The 26,998-nt window shown below is 73.1% G+C and carries 18 protein-coding genes; 12 read left to right on the top strand and 6 right to left on the bottom strand.

Annotated elements, in window-relative coordinates; genetic code table 11:
• Position 1: 1 nt before the first annotated feature.
• Positions 2-1,108 (bottom strand): substrate-binding domain-containing protein, encoded by a 1,107-nt coding sequence (locus tag ACIPPS_RS04950; protein WP_401426899.1) that lies wholly within the window; start codon positions 1,106-1,108, stop codon positions 2-4.
• A gap of 183 nt (positions 1,109-1,291) precedes the next feature.
• On the opposite strand from ACIPPS_RS04950, the gene ACIPPS_RS04945 reads away from it, so the two are divergent.
• A complete protein-coding gene (locus tag ACIPPS_RS04945) occupies positions 1,292-3,172 on the top strand; it encodes a DUF2264 domain-containing protein (RefSeq protein ID WP_401426897.1) in 1,881 nt (626 codons plus the stop codon).
• Between the two features lie 7 nt (positions 3,173-3,179).
• On the opposite strand, the gene ACIPPS_RS04940 is transcribed toward ACIPPS_RS04945, so the two are convergent.
• Positions 3,180-3,953, bottom strand: coding sequence for an SDR family NAD(P)-dependent oxidoreductase (locus ACIPPS_RS04940; protein ID WP_401426895.1), 774 nt, complete (start codon positions 3,951-3,953; stop codon positions 3,180-3,182).
• Positions 3,954-4,092: 139 nt separating this feature from the next.
• Positions 4,093-4,770, bottom strand: coding sequence for an MOSC domain-containing protein (locus ACIPPS_RS04935; RefSeq protein WP_401426893.1), 678 nt, complete (start codon positions 4,768-4,770; stop codon positions 4,093-4,095).
• An 80-nt stretch (positions 4,771-4,850) separates the two neighbouring features.
• Here ACIPPS_RS04935 and ACIPPS_RS04930 point away from each other — a divergent pair, with 80 nt between their 5' ends.
• Positions 4,851-5,765 (top strand): LysR family transcriptional regulator, encoded by a 915-nt coding sequence (locus ACIPPS_RS04930; protein ID WP_401426891.1) that lies wholly within the window; start codon positions 4,851-4,853, stop codon positions 5,763-5,765.
• 170 nt (positions 5,766-5,935) lie between these two features.
• Here the strand turns inward: ACIPPS_RS04930 and ACIPPS_RS04925 are convergent, their stop codons facing one another.
• Positions 5,936-6,295: a WhiB family transcriptional regulator gene (locus ACIPPS_RS04925; protein WP_401426888.1), complete on the bottom strand. Its 360-nt coding sequence runs from the start codon at positions 6,293-6,295 to the stop codon at positions 5,936-5,938.
• A 447-nt stretch (positions 6,296-6,742) separates the two neighbouring features.
• Between ACIPPS_RS04925 and ACIPPS_RS04920 the strand changes: the two genes are divergently transcribed.
• The 4 genes from ACIPPS_RS04920 (at position 6,743) to ACIPPS_RS04905 (ending at position 11,105) form a co-directional block, all read left to right on the top strand.
• Positions 6,743-7,354: a response regulator transcription factor gene (locus ACIPPS_RS04920; RefSeq protein ID WP_003948568.1), complete on the top strand. Its 612-nt coding sequence runs from the start codon at positions 6,743-6,745 to the stop codon at positions 7,352-7,354.
• Positions 7,355-7,629: 275 nt separating this feature from the next.
• Positions 7,630-8,232 carry a sigma-70 family RNA polymerase sigma factor gene (locus ACIPPS_RS04915; RefSeq protein ID WP_401426886.1) on the top strand — a complete coding sequence of 201 codons (603 nt, stop codon included), beginning with the start codon at positions 7,630-7,632 and terminating at the stop codon, positions 8,230-8,232.
• A gap of 140 nt (positions 8,233-8,372) precedes the next feature.
• Positions 8,373-9,875 (top strand): IMP dehydrogenase, encoded by a 1,503-nt coding sequence (gene guaB, locus ACIPPS_RS04910; RefSeq protein ID WP_401426884.1) that lies wholly within the window; start codon positions 8,373-8,375, stop codon positions 9,873-9,875.
• A gap of 105 nt (positions 9,876-9,980) precedes the next feature.
• On the top strand, positions 9,981-11,105 hold the full coding sequence (locus tag ACIPPS_RS04905) for a GuaB3 family IMP dehydrogenase-related protein (protein ID WP_361965375.1): 1,125 nt from the start codon (positions 9,981-9,983) through the stop codon (positions 11,103-11,105).
• Positions 11,106-11,283: 178 nt separating this feature from the next.
• On the opposite strand, the gene ACIPPS_RS04900 is transcribed toward ACIPPS_RS04905, so the two are convergent.
• Together ACIPPS_RS04900 and ACIPPS_RS04895 are read right to left on the bottom strand one after the other, a co-directional pair.
• On the bottom strand, positions 11,284-11,808 hold the full coding sequence (locus ACIPPS_RS04900) for a hypothetical protein (RefSeq protein ID WP_401426881.1): 525 nt from the start codon (positions 11,806-11,808) through the stop codon (positions 11,284-11,286).
• Between the two features lie 101 nt (positions 11,809-11,909).
• Entirely contained in the window at positions 11,910-13,151 is a 1,242-nt protein-coding gene (locus tag ACIPPS_RS04895) for a nucleotide sugar dehydrogenase (RefSeq protein WP_401426879.1), read from the bottom strand.
• A 225-nt stretch (positions 13,152-13,376) separates the two neighbouring features.
• Here ACIPPS_RS04895 and ACIPPS_RS04890 point away from each other — a divergent pair, with 225 nt between their 5' ends.
• From ACIPPS_RS04890 to ACIPPS_RS04865, 6 genes are all read left to right on the top strand, one after another.
• On the top strand, positions 13,377-15,083 hold the full coding sequence (locus tag ACIPPS_RS04890) for a glycerol-3-phosphate dehydrogenase/oxidase (RefSeq protein WP_401426876.1): 1,707 nt from the start codon (positions 13,377-13,379) through the stop codon (positions 15,081-15,083).
• Between the two features lie 278 nt (positions 15,084-15,361).
• A complete protein-coding gene (locus tag ACIPPS_RS04885; RefSeq protein WP_401426873.1) occupies positions 15,362-17,749 on the top strand; it encodes a protein kinase in 2,388 nt (795 codons plus the stop codon).
• Between the two features lie 163 nt (positions 17,750-17,912).
• Positions 17,913-21,284, top strand: coding sequence for a serine/threonine protein kinase (locus ACIPPS_RS04880; protein WP_401426871.1), 3,372 nt, complete (start codon positions 17,913-17,915; stop codon positions 21,282-21,284).
• A 227-nt stretch (positions 21,285-21,511) separates the two neighbouring features.
• On the top strand, positions 21,512-23,182 hold the full coding sequence (locus ACIPPS_RS04875) for a serine/threonine-protein kinase (RefSeq protein ID WP_401426869.1): 1,671 nt from the start codon (positions 21,512-21,514) through the stop codon (positions 23,180-23,182).
• A gap of 104 nt (positions 23,183-23,286) precedes the next feature.
• Positions 23,287-24,915: a succinic semialdehyde dehydrogenase gene (locus tag ACIPPS_RS04870; protein WP_401426867.1), complete on the top strand. Its 1,629-nt coding sequence runs from the start codon at positions 23,287-23,289 to the stop codon at positions 24,913-24,915.
• Positions 24,916-25,039: 124 nt separating this feature from the next.
• Positions 25,040-26,845, top strand: coding sequence for a GMC oxidoreductase (locus tag ACIPPS_RS04865; protein ID WP_401426865.1), 1,806 nt, complete (start codon positions 25,040-25,042; stop codon positions 26,843-26,845).
• Positions 26,846-26,998: the final 153 nt, after the last annotated feature.

Genomic DNA, 26,998 nt, shown 5'->3' with positions numbered 1-26,998 from the left:
GTCAGCCGGCCCCGCCCGGAGCCGCCCCGCACGAGGACCGGACGCGCAGCCGGGGCAGCAGGCTCAGATGGCGGCGCGCCGACTCCTCCGCCGGGTTCTCCGTCAGCCGCTCCACCAGCAACTCCATCGCCTGCCGCCCCACCTGACGCTTCGGCGGGGCGACCGCCGTGAGCGGGGTGTCGGCGAGCGCGGCGACCTCGTCGTCGTACGCGATCAGGGCCAGGTCCTCCGGCACCTTCAGCCCCAGCTCCGCCAGCCGCTGCACCACCTCGATCGCGTCCACGTCGTTGTGGACCAGCGCCGCGCTCGCCCGCCCCGAGTCCACCGCCTCGTACAGGGCGCGCACCGCCCGCTCGAACCCCGCCGGATCCTGGTCCGCCGGTACGGAGTCGATGACCGGCCCCGGCGCCGTCAGGCCCAGCGTGGCCAGCGCCTCCGCGTACCCGGCGCGCACCGCGAGGGCGGTCGGGCTGTCCCCGCGCGCGACGAGCAGCGGGGTGCCGCGGTCGAGGGCGAGCAGGTGGCGCAGGGCGAGCAGGACGCCGTGGCCGTGGTCGGAGACCACCCGGTCCAGCGCGTCCAGCGGGCTGCCGGGTTCGGCGCGGCGCTCCAGGAGCACGGCGGGCACGGGGAGTTCGGCGAGCCGGTCGCCGTACGCCGACCGGTCCTCCGGGCCCCGCCAGCCGGGCGCGACGAGCACCCCTTCGGCGCCCGCCGCGAGCAGGCTCTCGGTGCGGGCGCGGTCCTCCTCGGGGCGGTAGTCCGAGATCCGCAGGATCAGCCGCGCCCCCGCTCGTGCCGCCGCCTCGTGCGCGCCCCGGATGACCTCGGCGAAGTAGTACGTGGCGGAAGGCGCGAGCAGCCCGAGGACCAGGCCCTCGCCGGCCCGCCGGCCCCCCGCGCCTCCCGCGTCGCCGTGCCGCTCGGGCCAGGAGACCTGGCCGTGCACCCGGTCCAGCAGCCCCTTGGCGGCCAGCGCCTCGACGTCGCGGCGGGCGGTCACGGGCGAGACGTTGAGCCGGTCGGCCAGTTCGGCGACGCGGGCGCTGCCGCGTTCGCGCACCAGGGCCAGGAGTCGGTCGTGTCGTTCGGCGGCACTCTCGCGCACGGTGCGTCTCCTCGCGGTGGGGCGGTCTCCAGGCCTGCGGGCGGTGCGTGCTCGGCCGGAATCCGAGCCTACGCCAGAATGATCGAACGGCAAGAGTTTCGATCATTCGCTCGGATCCCATTGACGTTCGATCGGCAGCTGCCGATGATTCCGGCGTCGACGCTGTCCGCCGCAGGGAGCATCATGCCCACGCCGCCCGAGAACCGTGAGCTCAGCCCGTTCACCGGCTGGACCCGCGCTCACTGGGAGGACGCCGCCGACCGACTCCTCCTCGCCGTACGGCCGTACGCCTCGCCCCGCCACGGCCGCTTCGACCTGCCCGGCCCCCGCCCCAGCTGGTCCGGCGCCCGCTCCGACGGCCTCGAAGGCCATGCCCGTACGTTCCTGCTCGCGGCCCTCCGCGTCGCCGGCGCCCGGGGCGGGGACCCGCACGGCCACCTGCCCCGCTATGCGGAGGGCCTGGCCGCCGGCACCGAGGACCCGGGCACGGACGGCCCCGACTCCTGGTCCCCGCTGACCGACGTACGACAGGCCGTGGTCGAATCCGCCTCCGTCGCGCTCGGCCTGCGGCTGACCCGCCCCTGGCTCTGGGACACCCTCGACGACCGCACCCAGCAGCGCGCCGTCGACTGGCTGCTACCCGCCCTCGCGCCCTCCCCGGTCGACAACAACTGGTGGCTCTTCGGCCTCACCGTCGCCGGATTCCTCCAGGACGCCGGCATCGAGACGGACCGCGCGGCCGCCACGATCGCCCGCTCCCTCGACCGGATCGAGACCTGGTACCTCGGCGACGGCTGGTACAGCGACGGCGACAACCGCGCCTTCGACCACTACAACGGCTGGGCCCTGCACTTCTACCCCGTCCTGCACGCCCACCTCTCCGGCGACCGGGACCTCCTGTCCCGCTACGGCCCCCGGCTGCACGCCCACCTCGCCGACCACGCCCACCTCTTCGACGCGACCGGCGCCCCGCTCCCGTACGGCCGCTCCCTCACCTACCGCTTCGCCGCGGCCGCCGCGCCCTGGCTCGGCGCCCTCACCGGCCACACCCCGCTCACCCCCGGCGCCACCCGTCGCCTCGCCTCCGGCGCCCTGCGGTACTTCCTCGACCGGGGCGCGTGCGACGAGCGCGGCCTGCTCACGCTCGGCTGGCACGGCCCCCACCCGCCGATCGTCCAGAGCTACTCGGGGCCCGCCTCCCCCTACTGGGCGTCCAAGGGCTTCCTCGGCCTCCTGCTGCCCCCGGACCACCCGGCCTGGACCGACCCCGAGGAACCGCTCCCCGCCGAACGCGCCGACACCGTGCGCCCCGTCGCCCCGGCCGCGCTGCTCCTCCAGACCACGGCCGCCGACGGACTCGTACGCCTCCACAACCACGGCAGCAACCAGGTGGCGAGCGCTCCGGCCGGCGACGACGACGCGGGCTACGCCCGCTTCGCGTACTCCACGCGTACCGGACCGACGGCCGCGCCCGACCCCGCCGACAACCACTTCGCCCTGGTCGTCGACGGCCGTGTCACCCGGCGCGGCCCCGCGACCCCCCTGGGCACCGGCCCCGGCTGGGCGGCCTCCCGCCACACCCCGCTCCCAGGGGTCCGGGTCCTCTCCGCGACCCTCGCCCACGGCCGCGCCGAGGTCCGCGCCCACCTCGTCCTGGGCGCCCCCGACGGAACTCCCGTACGCCAGACGGGCTGGGCCACCACGCCGGACGGCCCGACCGCCCAACTCCACGCCGTCCACGGCTACCCGGCCGCCACCGAGACCGTCGCACTCGCCACGGGCGCCACGCTCCAGGGCGGCCCGACCAGCCGCACGGCCGCCCTGCACGCCACGACCATCGGCCCCGCCGCGCTCTTCGTGGCCCTGGCCTCCCTCACCGCCGAACCCGACCCGGCCCCCGTCGCCACCCTCGCGACCGTCCGGATCACCGCCCGCACGATCCACGTGACCTGGCAGGACGGCACCACGACGGAACTCGACCTCGGGGCGTACGAGGAGGCGGGCGTCGACCAGGTCGTGTCCGGAACGTCCGGCCTGGCTCGCGGACACTCACCACGGCCGTGACGGCCGGTCACTTCGGCCCGTACTTGCGCCCCGCCTTGGAGGAGACCCCGCCGAGCAGCCCGCGGGGCGCCAGCTTCACCACGCCCATCAGCGCCTTGTAGCGCGGGTCGGGGATGGACAGCGACTTGCCGCGTGCCAGGTCGTTCAGCGCCTCGGCCACCAGCTTGTCCGCGTCGAGCCACATCCAGCCCGGGATGTTGTCCGTCCCCATCCCGGCCCGCTCGTGGAACTCCGTGCGTACGAAGCCCGGGCACAGCGCCATGAGCCGTACCCCGCTGCCCGCCAGGTCCCGCGCCGCGCCCTGCGTGAACTGCACGACCCAGGCCTTCGACGCGCCGTACGTGCCGCGCGGCACGAAGGCGGCGACCGAGGCCACGTTGACGACTCCGCCCCGGCCCCGGGTGCGCATGGACTCCGCCGCCGCGGACGTCAGCCGGAGCACCGCCTCGCAGTGCACGGTCAGCATCTTCAACTCGTCGGCCATGGAGACTTCCAGGAACCGGCCCTTGTTGCCGAACCCGGCGTTGTTCACCAGCAGGTCCACCGGCTGCTTCGGGTCCGAGAGCCGGGCCTCCACGGCCGCGATCCCCTTCTCCTGAGACAGGTCCGCGGCAAGGACCTCGGCCTCGATGCCGTGCCGGTCGTGCAGTTCGGTCGCCTGCTCCCGCAGCCGCGTCACATCGCGGGCCACGAGCACGACATCGTGTCCGTCCGCCGCCAGCCTCCGCGCGAACGCGGCCCCGATCCCCGCCGTCGCGCCCGTAATCAGTGCAGTCGTCATACGCGGCAACGTTAGTGCCCCGCGCGACCGCACCGGAGGTCAGGAGCCCTCCGCCGGAGGGGAGGGGCCTCCCAGGAGGTCAGGAGCTCGCCCAGGAGGTCAGGAGGACGCGCCGGAGATCAGGAGCTCGCCCCGGAGGTCAGGAGGACGCGCCGTACTTCTCCACGTACGAGCGCGCGACGTCGAGCAGCCCGGACTCCATCCACTCGGCCGCCACCAGCGTGCTCGGCAGCAGCGCGCGCTCGGTGGTCGCCGCGCGGTGCAGCAGCGAGACCGTGATGTCGTGGGCGGGGCGGTGGACGACCTCCACCGGGTCGCCGACCGTGAACGCTCCCGGCTCGATCACCCGCAGCAGCGCGCCGGGTCCTGCCGTCGACCGGGTGAAGCGCCGGACCCAGCCCTTCTCCTCGACGAAGCCCCCGAACGTACGGCAGGGGATGCGGCCGCCCGTCACCTCCAGGACCACCTCGGGACCGACCCGCCAGCGCTCGCCGATCAGCGCCCCATTGACGTCGAGCCCGAGCGTCGTGAGGTTCTCCCCGAAGGAGCCGTTGGCGAGCGGGCGGCCGAGCTCGCGCTCCCAGAGGTCCATGTCCTCCCGGGCGAAGGCGCTCACCGCGCGGTCGTCCCCGCCGTGGAAGCGCAGGTCGCACACGGTGTCCCCGGCGAGCCCGCTCCGCCCGACGCCGCTCGGACCGGGCGCCGCCACCCGTACCGGTCCCTCGACCGGACGCTTGTCGATGCCGGTAAGACCCGAGGGGGAGTCCGTGTAGTCGAAGGCCTTGGCCTCCCCGACATTCACGCTCAGAAGCTTCATAACGGCACCCTAGAACGCCTGTCTCAAAGCCGCCAAGAGGAATTCGTCGCGCTGCCCAAGCTTCGCTTATGCTCGACGGTATGATCGAGGCCCGCCATCTCCGCGTCCTGCGCGCCGTCGCCGCGACCGGCTCCTTCTCCGCCGCCGCGCGCGAACTGGGCTGCACCCAGCCCGCGGTGAGCCAGCAGATGAAGGCCCTGGAGACGTCCGCGGGCACGCCCCTGCTGATCAGGACCGGCCGCGAGATGCGCCTCACGCAGGCGGGCGAGGCCCTCGTCCGGCACGCCTCCGGCATCCTCGCGGGCCTCACCGCCGCCGAGGAGGAGGTCGCCGCGATCGCGGGGCTCCGCGCCGGGCGCGTCCGACTGGTCTCCTTCCCCAGCGGCAGCTCGACGCTGGTCCCCACCGCCCTCGCCGCCCTGCGCGCGGCCCACCCGGGCACGCGCGTCTCGCTGGTGGAGGCCGAGCCGCCACGCTCGATCGAGATGCTCCGCGAGGGCGACTGCGACGTGGCGCTGGCCTTCCGATACGGCGCGGGGCAGGCGGAGTGGGACGACCTGATCGTCCGGCCGTTGCTCGCCGACCGGCTGGTCGGCCTTGTCCCCGAGGGGCACCGGCTCGCCGACGCGCAGGCCGTGGGCATCGCCGAACTGGCCGAGGAATCCTGGATCGCGGGCTGCCCCCGCTGCCGGCGCCAGCTGGTGGACGTGTGCGAGGAGGCGGGCTTCGCTCCGCGCATCGACTTCGCGACCGACGACTACCCGGCGGTCGTCGGGCTCGTCGGCGCCGGGCTCGGCGTCGCGGTCCTGCCGGAGCTGGCCCTGGAGTCCGTACGTCCCAAGGGGGCGCGCACCGTGGTCGTCGAACCGGCCGTGGAGCGCGAGATCGTCGCCCTGACGCTGCCCGACCTGGCGCAGGTCCCGGCGGTCGCGGCGACCCTGGAGGAGCTGACCCGCGCGGCCGAAGCAGCGGGCAGGGCGGTCACGCGCGCGTAGCGGGTGCGTCGACGGGTGCCCGGCGTCACGCGCGCGTAGCGGGTGAGCCCACGGGTGCCCGGCGTCGGCCCTGCCGTGCCGCGCGCCCCCGGGCCGCGTGCGGCACGGCACCGTCCCCGGCCGTCACCGCCCGAGCAGAAACGTTCCTTCGAGCCTTCGGGCGCCGGCAGTCAGCCATGCCCCAGGCCGGCCGGCCCCGACGCCGTGGCCGCCCTCGGTGGCGAGGCGGTGGCGGAAGCCGTGATCAGGCGGTTGCGGGCGCGTCCCATGAGCTCTTCGCGTTCGTCCTCGGTGAGGCCACCCCACACGCCGTAGGGCTCGCGTACCGCGAGTGCGTGTGCCGCGCACTCCGCGCGTACCGGGCACCGCATGCAGACCTCTTTCGCCGAGTTCTCACGCGCACTCCGCGCCGCGCCGCGCTCTCCCTCCGGGTGGAAGAAAAGGGAGCTGTCGACTCCACGGCAGGCCGCGAGGAGCTGCCAGTCCCAAAGATCGGCGTTGGGTCCCGGAAGGCGGGAGAAATCTGCCATTGCGCTTGTCCCCTTGAAACCGTGTCGAACGGATAGGTGGGCGGGTGGATGGCTGATCTGGCGGGGCCCTCACCCCCATGGGTCCGCGTACCCGCTCTCGCGGGTTCGATCCGACCGTACAACTACTGTCTTAGTAGATGTAAATATGACTCATTGCGAATCTAGCCACAGACACCACAAAAAGGGAAGAAAACCCGCTAAATGGGGCATAGCTTCCAAACAAGGACGGATGACCTGCGTCGCTCTCCTCCGCGTTCGCTCCCTCACGTAGAGTGCCGAAGGCGGCCGTCCGACCCGTAACTCTTTCGAGTGACCGTCGTTGAGAGTGCGGAGGCGGTTGAAGGAACAAGCGCTCGGGCAGGTGTCCGAGAGCGTCAACCGCACAGGTGACGATACGTACCAGCCCTGGAGGCTCAAGGTGACGCGCATCAGCTGCGGAGGGCGGCCATGACATCCGTCCTCGTCTGCGACGACTCCCCGCTTGCCCGAGAGGCTCTTCGCCGTGCGGTCGCGACCGTGCCCGGCGTCGAGCGCGTGACCACCGCGGCCAACGGCGAGGAAGTCCTCCGCCGCTGGGGCGCGGACCGCTCGGACCTGATTCTGATGGACGTACGCATGCCCGGTCTGGGCGGCGTGGAGACCGTCCGCCGGCTGCTGTCCGCCGACCCCGGCGCCCGCATCATCATGCTGACCGTCGCCGAGGACCTGGACGGTGTCGCGCTCGCGGTCGCCGCCGGTGCCCGCGGATACCTGCACAAGGACGCCTCGCGCGCCGAGTTGCGGGCCACGGTCACCCAGGCCCTCGCCGACCCGACCTGGCGGCTCGCCCCGCGTCGGCTGCGGTCGGCCGAGATGGGTGCGGCGCCGACACTCACCGCGCGTGAGATCCAGGTGCTCGAAGGCATGAGCCACGGCCGGTCCAACGCGGAGATCGGGCGCGAGCTCTTCCTCTCCGAGGACACGGTGAAGACACACGCACGCCGGCTGTTCAAGAAGCTCGGCGCGTCGGACCGGGCGCACGCCGTCGCCCTCGGCTTCCGTTGGGGCCTGGTCCGCTAGGCGCCGACGACCGGCCGCGTCCCCGTCCGTCGCGTGCGGACGGGGTGGCAGTCCGGCGCCCGCCACGGCGGCGGCCCGGCCTCCGATGCGGCGGCTTGTGTCACTTCCGCGCGGGATGCCGCATCCTTGAGGGTGTGGAGTTCCTCGGGGACGAGTCGATCGAGCGGAAGGGGAGGGCGCAGGAGATGAGTTCCGGCGCACCTGCTCATAACGCTTCGGTGCACAACTATGGACGCGGTGCCACGGATTCTGAGGCGTCAAGGCACCATGGAGCGATGCGCGACGACGAGACCATGGGGTCCCCCATGCCCGTAGGGCCAGGGGAGATCGGTGCACTCGTTCACCGTGCCGTCGAGGGCGACGCACAGGCCACGCACGACCTTCTGGCGCGCGTGCACCCCCTCGCCCTGCGCTATTGCCGCACGCGACTGAACCGGCTGCCCGGTGATGCTCGCCACTTCGTCGAGGACCTCGCGCAGGAAGTCTGCGTCGCCGTCCTCATGGCGCTGCCGCGCTACAAGGACACGGGCAGGCCCTTCGAGGCCTTCGTCTTCGCCATCGCCGGACACAAGGTCGCCGATCTCCAGCGCGCCGCGATGCGGCACCCGGGCTCGACGGCCGTGCCGTCCGACGAGATGCCCGAGCGCCCCGACGACTCCCTCGGCCCCGAGGAGCGTGCGCTGCTCAGCGACGATGCCGAATGGGCCAAGAAGCTCCTCGCCAACCTCCCGGAGAACCAGCGGGAGCTGCTGGTTCTCCGGGTGGCCGTCGGCCTGACCGCCGAGGAGACCGGTCAGATGCTCGGTATGTCCCCGGGGGCGGTACGGGTCGCCCAGCACCGCGCGCTCAGCCGCCTCAGGGCCCTGGCCGAGCAGTAAGGGTCCACCGTGGCCGGTGGCCCTCACGTACACGTACGAACGTCCAAAGCTGCTCTCTGATCTTGATCGTGGAATGAGACACCGTCGAGGCCCGTTAGCATGGACATCCGCACCGATCAAGGCCATTTGGGGAAGGTGTCATGACTGCCAACGTCGACGGAGTGCCCGAGAAATTCGCGACACTCGGGCTGACCTACGACGACGTGCTGCTGCTGCCGGGCGCGTCGGAAGTGCTGCCGAACGCGGTCGACACCTCGTCCCGTATCTCGCGCAACGTCCGGGTGAACATCCCCCTGCTCTCCGCCGCGATGGACAAGGTCACCGAGTCCCGCATGGCCATCGCCATGGCGCGGCAGGGCGGCGTCGGCGTGCTGCACCGCAACCTGTCCGTCGAGGACCAGGTCAACCAGGTCGACCTCGTGAAGCGCTCCGAGTCCGGCATGGTCACCGACCCGATCACGGTGAACCCGGACGCCACGCTCGCCGAGGCGGACGCGCTCTGCGCGAAGTTCCGGATCAGCGGTGTCCCGGTCACCGACGGCGCGGGCAAGCTGCTCGGCATCGTCACCAACCGCGACATGGCCTTCGAGTCCGAGCGCAGCCGTCAGGTCCGTGAGGTCATGACGCCCATGCCGCTCGTGACCGGCAAGGTCGGCATCAGTGGCGTGGACGCCATGGAGCTGCTGCGCCGCCACAAGATCGAGAAGCTTCCCCTGGTCGACGACGCCGGTGTGCTCAAGGGCCTCATCACCGTCAAGGACTTCGTCAAGGCCGAGCAGTACCCGCACGCGGCCAAGGACGCCGAGGGCCGGCTGATCGTCGGCGCCGCGGTGGGCGCCAGCCCGGAGGCCCTGGAGCGGGCCCAGGCGCTGGCCGCCGCCGGTGTGGACTTCCTGGTCGTGGACACCTCCCACGGCCACAACAGCAACGCCCTCAGCTGGATGGCGAAGATCAAGTCCAGCGTGAACGTCGACGTGATCGGCGGCAACGTGGCGACCCGTGACGGCGCCCAGGCGCTCATCGACGCCGGTGTCGACGGCGTCAAGGTCGGTGTCGGCCCCGGCTCGATCTGCACCACGCGCGTGGTCGCCGGAATCGGTGTCCCGCAGGTCACCGCCATCTACGAGGCGGCGCTCGCGGCCCGCGCGGCCGGGGTCCCGGTCATCGGCGACGGCGGCCTGCAGTACTCGGGCGACATCGGCAAGGCGCTGGCCGCCGGTGCCAGCACGGTGATGCTCGGCAGCCTGCTCGCGGGCTGCGAGGAGTCGCCCGGCGAGCTCCAGTTCATCAACGGCAAGCAGTTCAAGTCCTACCGGGGCATGGGCTCGCTCGGCGCCATGCAGTCCCGCGGCCAGGCCCGGTCGTACTCGAAGGACCGCTACTTCCAGGGCGAGGTCGCCTCCGACGACAAGCTCGTGCCCGAGGGCATCGAGGGCCAGGTGCCCTACCGCGGTCCCCTCGCCAACGTGCTGCACCAGCTCGTCGGCGGTCTGCGGCAGACCATGGGCTACGTCGGCGCGGCCACCATCGACGAGATGGAGTCCAAGGGCCGCTTCGTCCGGATCACCTCCGCGGGCCTCAAGGAGAGCCACCCGCACGACATCCAGATGACGGTCGAGGCACCGAACTACAGCAGGAAGTAACGCAGCGCGACGCGTGGGGCGGTTCCGGCATGTGGCCGGAACCGCCCCACGCGCGTGTGTCGGGGATACTGGTAGGCGCAGACGTAGAGGGAAAGGCCACACATCGTGACTGAGATCGAGATCGGGCGCGGCAAGCGCGGCCGCAGGGCGTACGCGTTCGACGACATCGCCGTCGTACCGAGCCGGCGCACCCGGGACCCGAAGGAGGTCTCGATCGCCTGGCAGATCGACGCCTACCGCTTCGAGCTCCCCTTCCTGGCCGCCCCCATGGACTCGGTCGTGTCGCCGCAGACCGCCATCCGCATCGGGGAGCTGGGCGGCCTCGGCGTCCTGAACCTCGAGGGCCTGTGGACCCGGTACGAGGACCCGCAGCCGCTGCTCGACGAGATCGCCGAGATGGACGAGGCGACCGCGACCCGTCGTCTGCAGGAGATCTACGCGGCTCCGATCAAGGAGGAGCTGATCGGGCAGCGCATCAAGGAGGTGCGCGACTCGGGTGTCGTCACCGCCGCCGCGCTCTCCCCGCAGCGCACCGCCCAGTTCTCCAAGGCGGTCGTCGACGCCGGCGTGGACATCTTCGTCATCCGCGGCACGACGGTCTCCGCCGAGCACGTCTCGGGCGCGGCCGAGCCGCTGAACCTCAAGCAGTTCATCTACGAGCTCGACGTCCCGGTCATCGTCGGCGGCTGCGCCACGTACACCGCGGCCCTGCACCTGATGCGCACCGGCGCGGCGGGTGTCCTGGTCGGCTTCGGCGGCGGCGCTGCGCACACCACGCGCAACGTGCTCGGCATCCAGGTCCCGATGGCGACCGCGGTCGCCGACGTGGCCGCGGCCCGCCGCGACTACATGGACGAGTCCGGCGGCCGGTACGTCCACGTCATCGCCGACGGCGGTGTGGGCTGGTCGGGCGACCTGCCGAAGGCGATCGCCTGCGGTGCCGACTCGGTCATGATCGGCTCCCCGCTGGCCCGCGCCACGGACGCGCCGGGCAAGGGCCACCACTGGGGCATGGAGGCCGTCCACGAGGACGTGCCGCGCGGCAAGCTGGTCGACCTGGGCATCGTGGGCACGACCGAGGAGATCCTCACCGGTCCGTCGCACTCCCCGGACGGCTCGATGAACTTCTTCGGCGCCCTGCGCCGCGCGATGGCGACGACGGGCTACAGCGAGCTCAAGGAGTTCCAGCGCGTCGAGGTCACGGTCGCGGACTCGCAGCACAAGCGCTGACCCCTCTGTCGGGGCTGACCTCCCGACGGCGTGACGAGGGCCCCGCACCAGCCGGTGCGGGGCCCTCGTCCGTGTGCCGGGTCCGGTGCGGGGCCCTCGGCCGTGTGGCGGGTCGGGTGCGGGGCCCTCGTCATGCCGTCGGGTCGGGCGCGGGGGCCTCGGCCGTGTGCCGGCGAGGTCAGCCGGCGACCTTCTTGGTGATGGCGAAGCCCTCGTAGCCGGCGATGGCGAAGAAGAGCACGTCCATGAAGCCCAGCTCGGCCTTCCAGCCCTCGAAGAGGACCGAGAACTCGCTGGTGAGCAGCTCCGTGACCCCGATGGGCATGCCGTCCAGGCCCGCCCACCAGCTGGCCATCAGGGCGAAGCCGAAGAGCTGGCCGGCGAAGACGCCGAGCAGGGCGAGGGGGACGCCGACGATCGGCAGGATCGGGTTGCGGCCGCCGACCTTGCCGAGCGCGAAGCCGACCAGCGCGCCGAGCGCGAGGGCGAGCACACCGATCTGGGTGTAGCTGCCGTCCTCCTCGGCGAGGGCGCGCATGACGCCGCCGTAGGCGAGCGCTCCGACGACGGTGGCGGCGACGCCGGCCGCGAGGCCGAGGCCGAGGCTGTCGCGCGCGGGCGCGGGGGCCGGGGCGGGGGCGTACGGGGTGGGCGCGGCGCCGTCGGCGAACGGGTTGCCGGGCGGCGGAACGGGCTGAGACATGGTGCTGATCCCCCCAGGGACACGTACACGCACGGATGTGCGAGAGAAGAGCCCGGAGAGTAGCAGCCCGCTCCGACAGCGTGCCTGGGTGTTTCGCGGGGTCAGAGCCGGTGGGCCGCGCCCGCCGGGGTGGCGCCCCGGGTGTCGAGGAGGAGCTGCGCCTTGACCGACAGGCCTTGGAGGTCGTACGTCCGGTGGTGCTGGAGAAGGACCGTCAGGTCGGCGTGGGCGGCGGCCTCGTAGAGGGAGTCGGCGCGGGGGACCGGGAGGTCGCGGACGCGCCAGTCGGGGACGTACGGGTCGTGGTAGCTGACCGCGGCGCCGAGGTCCATCAGACGGCACGCGATCTCCTCGGCCGGGGAGTTCTCGCGGTCGGCCAGATCGGGTTTGTACGTGATGCCCAGCAGAAGCACCCGCGCGCCGCGGGCCGACTTGCCGTGCTCGTTGAGCAGGGTCGCGCAGCGCTGGACGACGTAACTCGGCATGCGGTCGTTGACCTGGGTCGCCAGCTCGACCATACGGAGCGGTCGGTGCGGGCCGATGGTGTCGACGGGGACGCCGTGGCCGCCCACGCCGGGGCCGGGGCGGAAGGCCTGGAAGCCGAAGGGCTTGGTCTCGGCGCAGCGGATGACGTCCCAGAGGTCGACGCCGAGGTCGTGGCAGAGCACCGACATCTCGTTGACCAGGGCGATGTTGACGTGCCGGAAGTTGGTCTCCAGGAGCTTGACCGTCTCGGCCTCGCGCGGGCCACGCGCGCGTACCACCTTGTCGGTGAGCCGGCCGTAGAACGTGGCGGCGGACTCCGTGCAGGCGGGGGTGAGGCCGCCGATGACCTTGGGGGTGCCCGCGAAGCCGTGCGCGCGGTTGCCGGGGTCGAGCCGGCCGGGGGAGTACGCGAGGTGGAAGTCGCGGCCGGCGCGCAGCCCGGAGCCCTCCTCCAGGAGTTCCCGCAGCACCCCCTCGGTGGTGCCGGGGTGGACGGGCGATTCGAGCAGCACCGTCGTGTGGGGGCGCAGGCGGGCGGCGAGGGCGCGGGCGGCGTCGACCAGGGCGGTGAGGTCGAGGGTCCCGTCCGGCCCGAGCGGGGTCGGGGCGCAGATGACGGCCGTGCGGACACGGCCGAGTTCGGCGGGGTTGGTGGTGGGCCGGAAGCCGCCCGAGAGCATCCGGCGGATCTCCGACGCGGTGAGCGAGCCGTCGACGGGCGGGCGGCCGGCGGCGAGTTCGGCGACGGGCCGGGGGTCGGTGTCGTAGCCGATGGTGTCGATGCCCGCGGCGATCGCGGCCTGGGCGAGGGGGAGTCCGATGTGGCCGAGGCCGATGACGGCGAGATCAGCGGGCATGGGGGTGGGCCGTCCTTCCCAGTAGCCGGAGGGGACGAGACGCGCAAGCCCGGTGGACAGAATGGGGCGAGCGCAATGTCAGACTAAGCGTAAATATGACCGATATGCCGTATTGCTGGGTCAAAGGTCGCCGAGTGTTATCCACAGGCGGTGGCTGAAGTCGGAGGCGCGGGACAGAATCAAGTCTGTGAGCCCGATCACGCGGGGGGACGACGGGAGGCAGCGGTGAGGACAGCGACACTGGGACCGGCCGAGCGCGCCGAGGCGCTCGCGACGATGGCCGAGCGGGAACTGGACGTGCTGGTCGTGGGCGCCGGAGTGGTCGGCGCCGGGACGGCCCTCGACGCGGTCACGAGAGGACTCTCGACCGGACTCGTCGAGGCGCGCGACTGGGCGTCCGGCACCTCCAGCCGGTCGAGCAAGCTGATCCACGGTGGCCTGCGCTATCTGGAGATGCTGGACTTCGCCCTCGTGCGGGAGGCGCTGAAGGAGCGCGGGCTCCTCCTGGAGCGGCTCGCCCCCCATCTCGTGAAGCCCGTCCCCTTCCTCTACCCGTTGCAGCACAAGGGCTGGGAGCGGCTGTACGCGGGTTCGGGCGTCGCGTTGTACGACGCGATGTCCCTCTCCTCGGGCCACGGCCGCGGACTCCCGGTGCACCGTCACCTCTCCCGGCGCAACGCCCTGCGGGTGGCGCCCTGCCTGAAGAAGGACGCCCTGGTCGGCGCGTTGCAGTACTACGACGCCCAGATGGACGACGCCCGCTTCGTCGCCACGCTCGTCCGCACGGCCGCGAGCTACGGCGCGCAGGTCGCCAGCCGCGCGCGGGTCGTCGGCTTCCTGCGCGAGGGCGAACGGGTGGTGGGCGCCCGGGTCCAGGACGTCGAGGCGGGCGGCGAGTACGAGATCCGCGCGAAGCAGCTCGTGAACGCGACCGGGGTGTGGACGGACGACACCCAGGCGCTCATCGGGGAGCGGGGGCAGTTCCACGTCCGCGCCTCGAAGGGCATCCACCTGGTCGTCCCCAAGGACCGGATTCACTCGAACACCGGACTGATCCTGCGGACCGAGAAGTCCGTGCTGTTCGTGATCCCGTGGGGGCGGCACTGGATCGTGGGCACCACCGACACCGACTGGGACCTGGACAAGGCCCATCCGGCCGCCTCCAGCGCCGACATCGACTATCTCCTGGAGCACGTGAACAGCGTCCTGGCGACGCCGCTCACCAGGGACGACGTCCAGGGCGTCTACGCGGGCCTGCGGCCCCTGCTGGCCGGCGAGTCGGACGCCACGAGCAAGCTCTCGCGCGAACACACCGTCGCGCACCCGGTCCCCGGCCTGGTCGTGGTGGCCGGCGGCAAGTACACCACCTACCGGGTGATGGCCAAGGACGCCGTGGACGAGGCCGTGCACGCGCTCGACCAGCGGGTCGCCGCCTGCGTCACCGAGGACGTGCCGCTCCTGGGCGCCGAGGGGTACCGGGCCCTGTGGAACGCCCGGGCCAGGATCGCCGCCCGGACCGGCCTCCATGTCGTGCGCGTCGAGCATCTGCTCAACAGGTTCGGGTCGATGGCGGAGGAGCTCCTGGAGCTCATCGCCGCCGACCCCGGCCTCGCCGAGCCGTTGACGGGGGCCGACGACTATCTGCGCGCCGAAATCGTCTACGCCGCCTCCCACGAGGGCGCCCGGCATCTGGACGACGTCCTGACCCGGCGCACCCGGATCTCGATCGAGACCTTCGACCGCGGGACGCGGTGCGCACGGGAGTGCGCCGAGCTGATGGCGCCGGTGCTCGGCTGGGACGAGCACCAGATCGACAAGGAGGTGGAGCACTACGAGAAGAGGGTGGAGGCGGAGCGCGAGTCGCAGCGGCAGCCGGACGACCTGACGGCGGACGCGGCGCGGCTGGGGGCCCCGGACATCGTGCCCATCTGATCCGATCGGGCGGTCCGGGACGAACTCGGCTCCGGGGGCGGGACGTTGGGGGCAGGGTGCGGCATCCTGTTCGTACGGGTGCGGAACCCGTGGGGGGAGCGTCCGCGTCGGGCGCCGGAGTGGGAGCGCTTTCCTGCGGGGCCGCCCTCCCGGAGTGCGGACCCGGGAGCGGGAACGGTCCCGGGGTGAGAGACAATGGGCTCTCTTCCAGGGCGGGTTACCGCATCGCGCGGGAAGCGGCCGACGCGGGCGAAGATCAGGGATCGCAGAGGGGACGCATGTCGGAGGCGGAGCAGTCGCGGGACACGGCGCGGGACCCTCGGCGGGACGCCGGCGCGGGTGCCGGGACCGACGGCGACCGGGGCGTGGTTCCCGCGGCACGTGAGGCGGAGCCGGACGCGAAGTCCGGCACGGACACGGGCGCGGAGACGGACCCCGGCACGGAGACGGGCGCCGGGGCGGCCGAGGCCTCGCCCGGCGGTGCGGAGCAGACGCCCGAGCCGAAGGCCGAGGCCGACGCGCCGGGCGGGGCGTCGGGCGTGAAGCCGGTCGCGGAATCCGGCGTGAAGCCGGCCGCGGAATCGGGTGAGAAGCCTGACGCTGAGTCGGACGCCGTGCCTGACGTGCCGCTGGTCAGGAGCAGGGCGAAGGAGACGGCGCGGGCGAAGGCCACCGAACCGTCCGACGCCGAACCGTCCGACGCCGGGCCGGCCGGCTCCGCGCCGGCCGGCTCCGCGCCGGCCGACGCGCGGCCCGCCGGGCGGGGTGGCGAGTCGGGGCTCCGGAAGTCCGGGGCGGCGGCCGGCGGTGGCGTGGCTGCCGAAGGGCGGCTGCTCTCCGGCCGGTACCGGCTCGACGGCGTGCTCGGGCGCGGCGGCATGGGCACGGTGTGGCGCGCGGTCGACGAGACCCTGGGCCGGACCGTGGCCGTCAAGGAGCTCCGCTTCCCCAACAGCATCGACGAGGACGAGAAGCGTCGCCTCATCACCCGGACCCTGCGCGAGGCGAAGGCCATCGCCCGGATCCGTAACAACGGCGCCGTGACGGTCTACGACGTCGTCGACGAGGACGACCGGCCGTGGATCGTCATGGAGCTGATCGAGGGCAAGTCCCTCGCCGACGCCGTCCGTGAGGACGGCACGCTCACCCCGCACCGCGCCGCCGAGGTCGGCCTCGCCATCCTCGACGTGCTCCGTTCCGCGCACCGTCAGGGCATCCTGCACCGCGACGTGAAGCCGTCCAACGTCCTGATCGCCGAGGACGGCCGGGTCGTCCTCACCGACTTCGGTATCGCGCAGGTCGAGGGCGACCCGTCGATCACCTCCACCGGCATGCTCGTCGGCGCGCCCTCCTACATCTCGCCCGAGCGGGCCCGCGGCCACAAGCCCGGCCCCGCCGCCGACATGTGGTCGCTGGGCGGACTGCTGTACGCGAGCGTCGAGGGCAGCCCGCCGTACGACAAGGGTTCCGCGATCGCGACGCTCACCGCCGTGATGACCGAGCCCGTCGACCCGCCGAAGAACGCCGGGCCGTTGCTGGAGAAGGTCATCTACGGCCTGCTCGCCAAGGACCCCGCCCAGCGGCTCGACGACGCCGGAGCGCGCGTGCTGCTGCGCGCCGTGCTCGACGCACCCGCGCCGGTCCTGGAGCCGGAGCCGTCGCCCGAGGCCACCAGGGTCGTGCCGCTGCCCCCCGTTCCCCCGGTGCCGCCGGCGCATCCCGCCGCCCGGGAGAAGACCCCGGACGCGGGCGCCGAGCGGGTGCGCGGTGCGCTGAAGTCCGTACGGAACGCGGCCGTCACGTCGCGGTCCGAGCAGCGGCCCAAGCCGGCGCCGATCCAGGGGGCGAACCGGCCGGCGCAGCCGCGGGCCTCGCTCACCGACGTCGTCCCGCGCCGGACGCTCGTCATCATCGCGGGGATCGTGGTCCTCGCCCTGCTCGGCACCATCCTGGCCGTCGCGCTCGGCGGCGGTGACGAGAGCGGGAACGGCAAGGGCTCCGACAAGGCGGACTCCGCGGGCGCCACCGCGGGCAACGGGGGCACCGACACCCAGGGCAAGGGCCAGACCCCGAGCGACCCCGGTCAGCAGGGCGGCGAGGACGCGACCGACCCGGGGTCCGTCTCGGGCGGGGACTCCGGTGGGAACTCGGGCGGGCAGAGCGGTACGCCGTCCGGGAAGCCGAACACCGGCGCGCCCGGGTCCCAGCTGCCGCCCGGGTACACGATGGTGACGAACAGCCGGTTCCACTTCGCCATGGCGATGCCGTCCTCGTTCGGACTCAACGCCATAGCGGGGCAGAACTCGGGCGGGATCTTCAACGCCGGCGGCGGGTACCCGCGCGTTCAGGTCGACTACAACGACAGCCCGAAGGACGACGCGGCCGCCGCGTGGCGGGCGGCCGTGGTCGCCGTCTCCGCCTCCAGCAACCGCTACCGGCACATCGACATCAAGCCCGTCGCGTACAAGGGGTACCCGACGGTCGCCGACTGGGAGTTCGAGCGCACGGAGAAGGGCATGCGCGTCCGGATACTCAACAGGGGCTTCAAGGTCGACGCCACCCACGGCTACTCGATCATGGTCACCTGCAAGTCGGAGGAGTGGGACGGCCCCGCGTGCAAGACGCTGCGGGACACGGCGTTCGCCACGTTCAGCCCCAAGGACTGACCGGCGCCACGTATCGTGAGACCTCGTGGACCGTACGCAGCCGAAAACCATCGCCAACTGTGCGGTCCAGGATCGAATTTGACGGTTTCGTGCGGTCTGTGCGATTCATGAGCTGACGGGTTCCGTGCGACCCGGGGGACAGCGCGCTCGGTGGGGAGGCGTCGTGGACGACTACGCGGGAAGGGTGCTCGCCGACCGCTATCGCCTGCCCGTACCGCCGCAGGACGCGTACGAACTCGTCGAGACCCGCGCCTTCGACACGTACAGCGGGCAGGAAGTCCTGGTCCACCAGGTGCCCTTGCCCGAGGTGATCGACGCTGAGGTCGTCGACGAGGACGGCACCGGATACGCCCCGCACGGGGCGAGTTCCGGCCGGGCGACCCGGCGGCCCGCCGACCCGGCGGTGCGCCGCGCGGTCGAGGCGGCCCAGGCGGCCGCGCAGATCCCGGACCACCCGCGGCTCGACCAGGTCTTCGACGTGTTCGCGGAGGCCGGTTCGCTGTGGATAGTGAGTGAACTGGTCGCCGCCAGGCCGCTCGCGGCGCTCCTCGCCGAGGGCCCGCTGAGCCCGTACCGCGCGGCCGAGATCGGTTCGGACGTCCTCACCGCCCTGCGCGCGCTGCACGCCCACGGCTGGACCCACCGGAACATCACCACCCGAACCGTCGTCGTCTGTGACGACGGCCGCGTGGTCCTGACCGGGCTCGCGGCGGGCGCGGCGGAAGAGGCCCTGTGCGGGTACGCGCCGGTGCCGTCCGCCGACGACGAGGAGCAGGCCTACGGAGGCGAGGCCGCGGGCGAGAACGACGGGGGCTACGGCGCCTACGGGGGCGAAGGGTCCCCGGAGGACGGCAGCGGCGACGGTGCCGGAGCCGGGGCCTACGCGGACGGCATCGGAGGCGACGGGGCTGACGGAAGCGACGCGGCCTACGGCGACGACGACGGTGAGGCGGCGTACGCGGCCTACGCGGGCGACGGCGACGACGCCTACGGAGACGACGCGGCCTACGGCGACGGGGGCGACGGTGCTTACGGCGGCGACGCGGTCTACGGCGGCGGCGACGCGGTCTACGGCGGCGGCGACGCGGTCTACGGCGGCGGCGACGCGGTCTACGGCGAAGGGGCTTACGGCGGCGACGCGGCCTACGACGGCGGCAACGCGGCCTACACCTTCGGCGACGGCGGTGGCGCCGCGACCTCCGCCGGCGACGGTGACCGCCGCGGCCCCGTCGAGGCCTACGGGAGCCACGAGGCCGGCGGCGACGGCTCCGGCCGGCCGCGGCCCGCCGACCACCGCGGGGAGGCGGCGGGTGCGGGCGAGCCGGTCGCTCGGCCCGCGCTGCCGGCCGGGACACCCCCGTCGGCCGCCGACGTACGGGCCGCCCGCGCGGGCGCCATCGCCGCGTACCGGGCGGGAGCGCGCGCCGCCGCGCACATCGGCGAGACCGGCGCCGTACCGGTGCAGCGCCCGACCCCCGAGCCCGCTCCACGCCCCGCCTCCCGCGCCGCTCAGGACCCCGCCTCCCAGGCCGGGTCCCCGTCCGCCTCCCGCGCCGCTCAGGACCCCGCCTCCCAGGCCGGGTCCCCGTCCGCCTCCCGCACCGCTCAGGACCCCGCCCCCGAGGCCGGGTCCCCGTTCGCCCCGCTCCCGTTGGGCCCCGCCCCCGCCCCCGCCCCCGCCCCCGTGCCCGCGCAGGGGCTCGGTCCTGAGCCGCACTGGTGGTCCCAGGCCGCGGACGACGACGAGGACGACCCCGACGACCCCGACGACGCGTACCCGGCGCCGTACCGCAAGGGATACGGCAGCGAGGGCGGCGGCCCGCCCCGCGCCATGCTCGCCGGGACCTGGAGCGACGGCCCGCACGCCTCGCGCGACGCCTCCCGCCCCGTCCCCGCGGGCGGTGGCGGACCCGCGCTGCCCGCGCTCCCGGCCGGATACACCCCCGCCCAGGCTCCGGACCCCGCACGCGCGCCCGAACCGGCCTCCGGCGGCTGGGACGGAGCCGGGGAGCCGGGCGACGAGCCCGGGCCCGTCTACCGAGGCCCCGCCACCCGCCTCGCCGCCGAACGGGCCCGCCAGGCACGGATCGCCGTCGTCGGCGCGGTCACCGAGCGCTGGGCGCCCGAGCAGGCGGGGCCGGTCCACGAGAACTGGCGGCTGGCCCCGCCCATCGGCCCCTCCACCGACCTCTGGGCGCTCGGCGCCCTCCTCTACCGCGCCGTACAGGGCCACGCCCCGTACCCCGAGGAGAACGCGGCCGAGCTCGTCCAGCTGGTCTGCGCCGAACCCCCTGCCTTCGCCGAGGAGTGCGGCCCGCTGCGGCCCGTCGTCGAGTCCCTGCTGCGCCAGGACCCCACCGAGCGGCCCGACGTCGAGGAGCTGAGCGGCTGGCTGCGCTCCCTCGTCCGCTCCGCTCCGGAGCCGGACGCGGGCGTGGGTGTCATACCGCTGCCGTCCGTGGACGCGACCAAGCTGCCGATCGTGCGGCGCCGTGGCGAGCTGGTGCGCAGGCGCCGAGGGGGCGCGGCGGCCGGCGGCCGTCATCGCCACCGCAAGGGCGGCGGGCGCCAGGAGGTCTCCGGCCGCGACGAGGCCCAGGCGGTACGGCAGCAGGAGCGGTACGAGCCCGCCCGGACGCAGGACCGGACGCGGGAGCAGGGGTACGGCCAGAATCGGGATCAGAAGCGCGACCAGCGGCGGGACCATCGCCAGGAGTTCCCGCAGGAGCACTTCCACGACGAGCTTCCGCAGCGCGCCCCGCGTGCTCCGCGTCCGTCCCGGGCCCCGCGCGGAGCCGGCGCGGGCGCCCGTTCCCCGCGCTCCCTCGGCCTGACCCTCGTCCTGCTCGTCCTGCTCCTGCTCGTCGGAGCCGTCGCGTACGCGGTGCTGTTCATGCCCAAGGACGGCGACAACGCCCAGCCGACCGGAGGGCGGACGGTCTCCCCGACGAACGGACCGAGCGCCGGACCGAGCGCCGGGTCGAGTGCGCCGCCCAGCTCCCAGCCGAGCGGCGAGCCCAGCTCCAAGCCGAGTTCCGCGAAGACCACCCCGCCGGCCTCCACCCCCAGCTCCCCCGCCCTGGCGGCCGGCTACACCCTCCGCAAGGATCCGGAGGGGTTCGAGGTCGGTGTCGCCGAGGGCTGGCGGCGCAGCCCGATCAACGACGCCGGGCAAGTCCGATACACAGGGGGCGATTTCGTCCTGATCGTCGTCCCCGGCCGGGACACTGTGCAGGCCGACGGCTCGGACCCGATGGCGTACCAGCGCACCAAGGAGCGCGAGCTCCAGCCGTGGCGTGACTCCTCCTGGTCCAGCGCCTCGGGGCTGCGGCGGATCGAGGTGGGGCAGCAGGTCATGGCGGTGGGGCAGTTCACGTGGCAGGACACCACGGGACGTGAGGTCTTCGTCCGCAACCTCGCCCTGATCGAGGACGGCCGCTACCACGTGGTGCAGGTCATCGGCCCGGAGAGCGAACGCGACAAGGTGTCCGAGCTCTACGACCAGGCGGTGAAGGCGTACCGCGCCACCCGCTGACGTGCGCCTGGAAGGACACCCGACAACGGTCCCGTGCATGCCCCAAAGGCACCCGGCGTGCGCCTGGAAGGACACCCGACAACCGTCCCATGGGCGCCCCAAAGGCACCCGGCGTGCGCCCGATCGGGCGCCCTGCCGGTCACAGTGCGGTTCCTTTGCCCGCCCCGAGGTTCCGTCCCCCGTCTCCCCCTCCGTAACCTGGCATCAGAAGGAACGGGCGGGGGACTGTGGAACATTCTCAGGGCACGGACACGGGCACGGGGCTGCTGCTGGCCGGACGGTACAGGCTGGGCGAGACCATCGGTCGCGGCGGCATGGGCAAGGTCTGGCGAGCGCACGACGAGGTGCTCCACCGAGTGGTGGCGGTCAAGGAGTTGACGGCGGGTCGGTTCGTGGCCGAGGCCGACCGGCTGGTGCTGCACGCCCGTACACAGAAGGAGGCCCGCGCGGCCGCGCGGATCACCCACCCGGGCGTCGTCACCGTCCACGACGTCCTGGAGCACGACGCCCGCCCGTGGATCGTCATGCAGTACGTCGACGGGCCCTCGCTCGCGGACGCCGCGAAGGAGGCCGGGACGATCGAGCCCTGTGAGGCGGCCCGGATCGGATTGCACGTCCTCGGGGCCCTGCGGGCCGCCCACGCCGCCGGGGTGCTGCACCGGGACGTCAAGCCCGGCAACGTCCTGCTGGCCCGCGACGGGCGGGTCCTGCTCACCGACTTCGGCATCGCGGCGATCGAGGGCGACTCGACGATCACCCGGACGGGCGAACTCGTCGGCTCCATCGACTACCTGGCGCCGGAGCGGGTACGGGGCGGCGACCCCGGCCCGGCGTCCGACCTCTGGTCACTGGGCGCGACGCTGTACACGGCCGTGCAGGGCACCTCGCCGTTCCGGCGGACCTCGCCGATCAGCACGATGCAGGCGGTCGTGACCGAGGAGCCGCAGCACCCGGAGAAGGCCGGCTCGCTGGCCCCGGTCATCGTGGCGCTGCTCCGCAAGGACCCGGCGGACCGGCCGGGCGCCGACGAGGCGGAGCGCATGCTGCTCGACGCCATGGAGGGCCGTACCCCGCAGGCGGCGCAGGCGTACGTGCCGACGCAGCGGGTCGTGCCGGAGGAGCTGACGTCCGCCACCACCCCGCTCCCGGCCGACCCGGATCCCGCCGCCTCCCCTTCCGGTCGCACCGCCTCCCCCTCCGGCACCACCGCCGGGGGCGGCTCAGGACCCGCCACCGTCGTACCGGGCGCGGACCGGCCCGAGCCCAAGGGCAAGGGTCGCTGGCGTACGGCGGTCCTCGCGGCCGTCCTCGCCGGTCTGGTCGCCGGCGGAGCCGTCTTCGCCGCCATGAACTACTCCGACGGCGCGCAGGGCGGGGACCTCGGGGGCCGCAGCACGGATCCCACCGTGGCGCGGCAGAACCCGCCCGCCGTCCCGGCCGGCTGGCACCGGGTGCAGGATCCCGAGGGCTTCAGCCTGCTCGTCCCCGACGGCTGGAAGCGGATGACGGACGGCGACAACATCGACTACACGCCGGACAACGGACGCCACCGCATCCGGATCAGCATCGACCCCACGCCCGACTTCGAGAACTCCTACATGCACGCGCTGGACCTGGAGAAGACCGTGCAGGCGCGGATGGACTACAAGCGGATCAAGCTGCACCAGAACACCTACCGCGACCAGGTCCGTTCCGCGCTGTGGGAGTTCACCTGGGAGGAGAGGAAGAGCTTCCCCGGGCCGAGACACGCGATCGACCAGATGTACTTCGGGGACGACGGCACCGAGTACGCCCTCTACATGGCCTCGCCGGAGTCGAGCTGGGAGACCACCCGGGAGCAGTTCGACATCGTCACGCGGCACTGGCGAGCCCCCGGAGAGTCGACCGTAAGCCCCTGATCAGGGCTTATATGCCAGTGATCGCTGGCGTGATTGTGCGTACCCGGTGAAAACGCGTTACCGACGGGTACCCAAAGGCCGTTTCGCGGCCTACCCTCGCCCTCATGACGGACTCGCAGGCACGCACCGCCCCGGCCGCCCACGCCGCCGGCACGAACCCCCTCGCGCCCTCGCCGGCCGGTGCCCGCACCGCCGCCGACGTGGTCACGCCCGAGGTGGTCGCCCAGCTCACCCGTGGCGTCGCCGGCTCCGGCCGGACCGCGAACCACACCCCCTTCACCGGGGAGAAGCTGGCGGACCTGCCCGAGTCCACCCCCGAGGACGTCGCCGAGGCCTTCGCGCGCGCCCGCGCCGCCCAGGGAGCCTGGGCCGCGACCCCCGCCAAGGCCCGCGCCGCCGTGCTGCTCCGCTTCCACGACCTGGTCCTCCAGCGCCAGGGCGAGGTCCTCGACCTCATCCAGCTGGAGACCGGCAAGGCCCGGCTGCACGCCCACGAGGAGGTCCTGGCGGTCGCCGTCGCCGCCCGCCACTACGGCCGCAAGGCCCCCTCCTACCTGCGCCCCAAGCACCACACCGGCGTGGTACCGACCCTCACCAAGGTCACCGAGCTGCGCCAGCCGCGCGGGGTCGTCGGTCAGATCGCGCCCTGGAACTACCCCCTGGAGCTGTCGGTCGGCGACGCGCTGCCGGCCTTCGTCGCGGGCAACGCGGTCGTCATGAAGCCGGACACCGAGACCGCCCTCACCGCGCTCTGGGCCCGTGACCTGCTCATCGAGGCCGGGCTGCCCGCCGAGGTCTTCCAGGTCGTCATCGGCGAGGGCCCGGTCGTCGGCCCCGAGGTCGTCAAGCACGCCGACTACGTCTCCTTCACCGGCTCCACCCGCACCGGCCGCGAGGTCGCCCAGGGCGCCGCCGCCCGGCTCGTCGGCGTCTCCCTCGAACTCGGCGGCAAGAACGCCATGCTGGTCCTGAAGGACGCCGACGTCGAGAAGGCGGCCGCCGGAGCCGTCCGCGCCTGCTTCTCCAGTGCCGGGCAGCTCTGCATCTCCATCGAGCGGCTGTACGTCCACGAGTCGATCGCCGACGACTTCGTCGCCCGCTTCGCCGCCCGTACGAAGGCGATGCGACTCGGCAACTCCCTCTCCTACGGCGCCGACATGGGCTCCCTCGTCGGCGCGCGCCAGCTGGAGACGGTCACCCAGCACGTCGACGAGGCCGTCGCCAAGGGCGCCAGGCTCGTGGCGGGCGGTGTCGCCCGCCCCGACATCGGCCCGCTCTTCTACGAGCCGACCATCCTCGACGGCGTCGAGGCCCCGATGGCCGTCTGCACCGAGGAGACCTTCGGCCCGGTCGTCTCGATCTACCGCTTCCAGGACGAGGACGAGGTCGTCGAGCTCGCCAACGGCACGCCGTACGGCCTCAACTCCTCGGTCTGGACGAAGGACTCCCGGCGCGGTCACGCCGTCGCCGCCCGGCTGCGCACCGGCACCGTCAACATCAACGAGGGGTACGCCCCGGCGTACGGCAGCGTCCAGGCGCCGATGGGCGGCATGAAGGACTCCGGGCTCGGTCGGCGCCACGGCTCGGAGGGCATCCTCAAGTTCACCGAGGCCCAGACCGTGGCCCAGCAGCGGCTGATGCCGCTCGCGCCGTCCTTCGGCATGGACGACGAGAAGTACGCCGCGTTCATGAGCCTGTCCCTGAAGGCGATGAAGGCCCTGCGCCTGCGCTGACACCCCGCCCGCCCGAGAACCGGCCTCACCCGCCGGTCCACCCGCCCGAGAGCCGGCCTCACCCGCCGGCCCGCCCGCCCGTCCGTCCCTTCCCGCTTCCGTCCCCGTTCGTACGAGGAGAGCCATGACCGCGGTACCCCCTGCCCAGAATCAGGACGTCTCCGACGCGTACGACTACGACGTCGTCGTCGTCGGCTCCGGCTTCGGCGGCTCGGTCACGGCCCTGCGCCTGACCGAGAAGGGCTACCGGGTCGGCGTCCTGGAGGCCGGCCGCCGCTTCACCCGCGCCGATCTGCCCAAGAACTCCTGGGATCTGAAGAACTTCCTCTGGGCCCCCGCCCTCGGCCTCTACGGCATCCAGCGCATCCACCTGCTGGGCAACGTCATGGTCCTGGCCGGCGCGGGCGTGGGCGGCGGCTCGCTGAACTACGCCAACACCCTCTACGTACCGCCCGCGCCGTTCTTCGACGACCCGCAGTGGAAGGACATCACGGACTGGCAGGAGGAGTTGGCGCCGTACTACGACCAGGCCAAGCGGATGTTGGGAGTCCGCATCAACCCGACGATGACCCCTTCGGACGTCCACCTCAAGGCGACCGCGCAGGCCATGGGCATCGGCGACACCTTCCACATGGCGCCGGTCGGGGTCTTCTTCGGCGACGGTCAGGACGCCGACGGGACGGTGAAGGCCAAGCCGGGCGCGGAGGTCGCGGACCCGTACTTCGGCGGCGTGGGGCCCTCCCGCAGGGCGTGCAGCGAGTGCGGCGAGTGCATGACGGGCTGTCGCCACGGCGCCAAGAACACCCTCAACGAGAACTACCTCCACCTCGCCGAGCAGGCCGGCGCCGTCGTCCACCCCATGACCTCGGTCGTCGCCCTGACGGAGGACTCGCGAGGCGGGTACGCCGTCAGGACGCTCCCCACGGACAACAGGAAGAAGGGCAAGGGCCGTACGTTCACGGCCCGGCGGGTGGTCGTCGCGGCCGGTACGTACGGCACACAGACCCTGCTTCACCGGATGAAGGACTCCGGCCTGCTGCCCCACCTCTCGGCCCGGCTCGGCGAGCTGACCCGGACCAATTCGGAGGCCCTGGTCGGCTCGCAGACCACCGACCGGCGCTACCGCAAGAAGCACGGCGCGGCGAAGGTCGACTTCACGCGCGGGGTCGCGATCACCTCCTCGATCCACCCGGACGCGAACACCCACATCGAGCCGGTCCGTTACGGCAAGGGCTCGAACGCCATGGGCGGCATGACGGTCCTCCAGGTGCCGTACGGCGCCCATCGCGTACGGAACTGGCTCCTGGAGATGGTCAAGCACCCCGCCCTCGCCCTGCGGGCGCTCTCCAACCGCCGCTGGTCCGAGCGGACGATCATCGGTCTGGTCATGCAGTCCCTGGACAACTCCCTGACCACCTACCGCAAGCCCGGGGGCGTCGGGAAGGGCCTGCTCACGGCCCGGCAGGGGCACGGCGCGCCGAACCCGAACCAGATCCCCGAGGCGACCCGGGCGGCGTCCCTGCTCGCCGAGGAGATCAACGGGTTCGCCGGCTCCAACATCGGCGAGCTGATGGGCACCCCGCTCACCGCACACTTCCTCGGCGGCTGCCCGATCGGCGCGGACGCGGAGTCCGGCGTGATCGACCCGTACCACCGGCTCTTCGGCCACCCGGGCATCTCGGTCGTCGACGGTGCGGCGGTCTCCGCCAACCTCGGCGTCAACCCGTCGCTGACGATCACGGCGCAGGCCGAGCGGGCGATGTCCTTCTGGCCGAACAAGGGGGAGGAGGACCAGCGCCCCGCCCAGGGGGAGGCGTACGTCCGCCTCCCGGCCGTCGCCCCGAAGTCCCCGACGGTCCCGGCGGACGCCTTCGGCGCGCTGAAGCTGCCGTTCCTGGGGATCCCGACGGTCCCGCCGAAGAAGGTGTGAGCCGGCCGCCGTCCGGAGAAACGGAAGAGGCGCTGCACCCCCCTCCGAGTGCAGCGCCTCCCCAGCTTCTGGGTGGTGCCGCATACATGACCGGCGGCCGGGGGGATTGGTTGTAGGGCGGAAGCGGAATTGTCGTGTGACGCGCGTCACATG

This window comes from Streptomyces sp. NPDC090127, assembly GCF_044746945.1.
Lineage (GTDB): Bacteria > Actinomycetota > Actinomycetes > Streptomycetales > Streptomycetaceae > Streptomyces.
This window is presented reverse-complemented; position numbering and strand designations above follow the sequence as displayed.

What these genes read in the sequence shown, in the direction of transcription:
- ACIPPS_RS04940 (WP_401426895.1), bottom strand. Translation starts at nt 3,953, where the DNA reads ATGACGACTGCACTGATTACGGGCGCGACGGCGGGGATCGGGGCCGCG.
- ACIPPS_RS04870 (WP_401426867.1), top strand. Translation starts at nt 23,287, where the DNA reads ATGACGGACTCGCAGGCACGCACCGCCCCGGCCGCCCACGCCGCCGGC.
- ACIPPS_RS04865 (WP_401426865.1), top strand. Translation starts at nt 25,040, where the DNA reads ATGACCGCGGTACCCCCTGCCCAGAATCAGGACGTCTCCGACGCGTAC.
- ACIPPS_RS04925 (WP_401426888.1), bottom strand. Translation starts at nt 6,295, where the DNA reads ATGGCAGATTTCTCCCGCCTTCCGGGACCCAACGCCGATCTTTGGGAC.
- ACIPPS_RS04895 (WP_401426879.1), bottom strand. Translation starts at nt 13,151, where the DNA reads ATGCCCGCTGATCTCGCCGTCATCGGCCTCGGCCACATCGGACTCCCC.
- guaB (WP_401426884.1), top strand. Translation starts at nt 8,373, where the DNA reads ATGACTGCCAACGTCGACGGAGTGCCCGAGAAATTCGCGACACTCGGG.
- ACIPPS_RS04885 (WP_401426873.1), top strand. Translation starts at nt 15,362, where the DNA reads ATGTCGGAGGCGGAGCAGTCGCGGGACACGGCGCGGGACCCTCGGCGG.
- ACIPPS_RS04930 (WP_401426891.1), top strand. Translation starts at nt 4,851, where the DNA reads ATGATCGAGGCCCGCCATCTCCGCGTCCTGCGCGCCGTCGCCGCGACC.
- ACIPPS_RS04900 (WP_401426881.1), bottom strand. Translation starts at nt 11,808, where the DNA reads ATGTCTCAGCCCGTTCCGCCGCCCGGCAACCCGTTCGCCGACGGCGCC.
- ACIPPS_RS04945 (WP_401426897.1), top strand. Translation starts at nt 1,292, where the DNA reads ATGCCCACGCCGCCCGAGAACCGTGAGCTCAGCCCGTTCACCGGCTGG.
- ACIPPS_RS04920 (WP_003948568.1), top strand. Translation starts at nt 6,743, where the DNA reads ATGACATCCGTCCTCGTCTGCGACGACTCCCCGCTTGCCCGAGAGGCT.
- ACIPPS_RS04935 (WP_401426893.1), bottom strand. Translation starts at nt 4,770, where the DNA reads ATGAAGCTTCTGAGCGTGAATGTCGGGGAGGCCAAGGCCTTCGACTAC.
- ACIPPS_RS04915 (WP_401426886.1), top strand. Translation starts at nt 7,630, where the DNA reads ATGCGCGACGACGAGACCATGGGGTCCCCCATGCCCGTAGGGCCAGGG.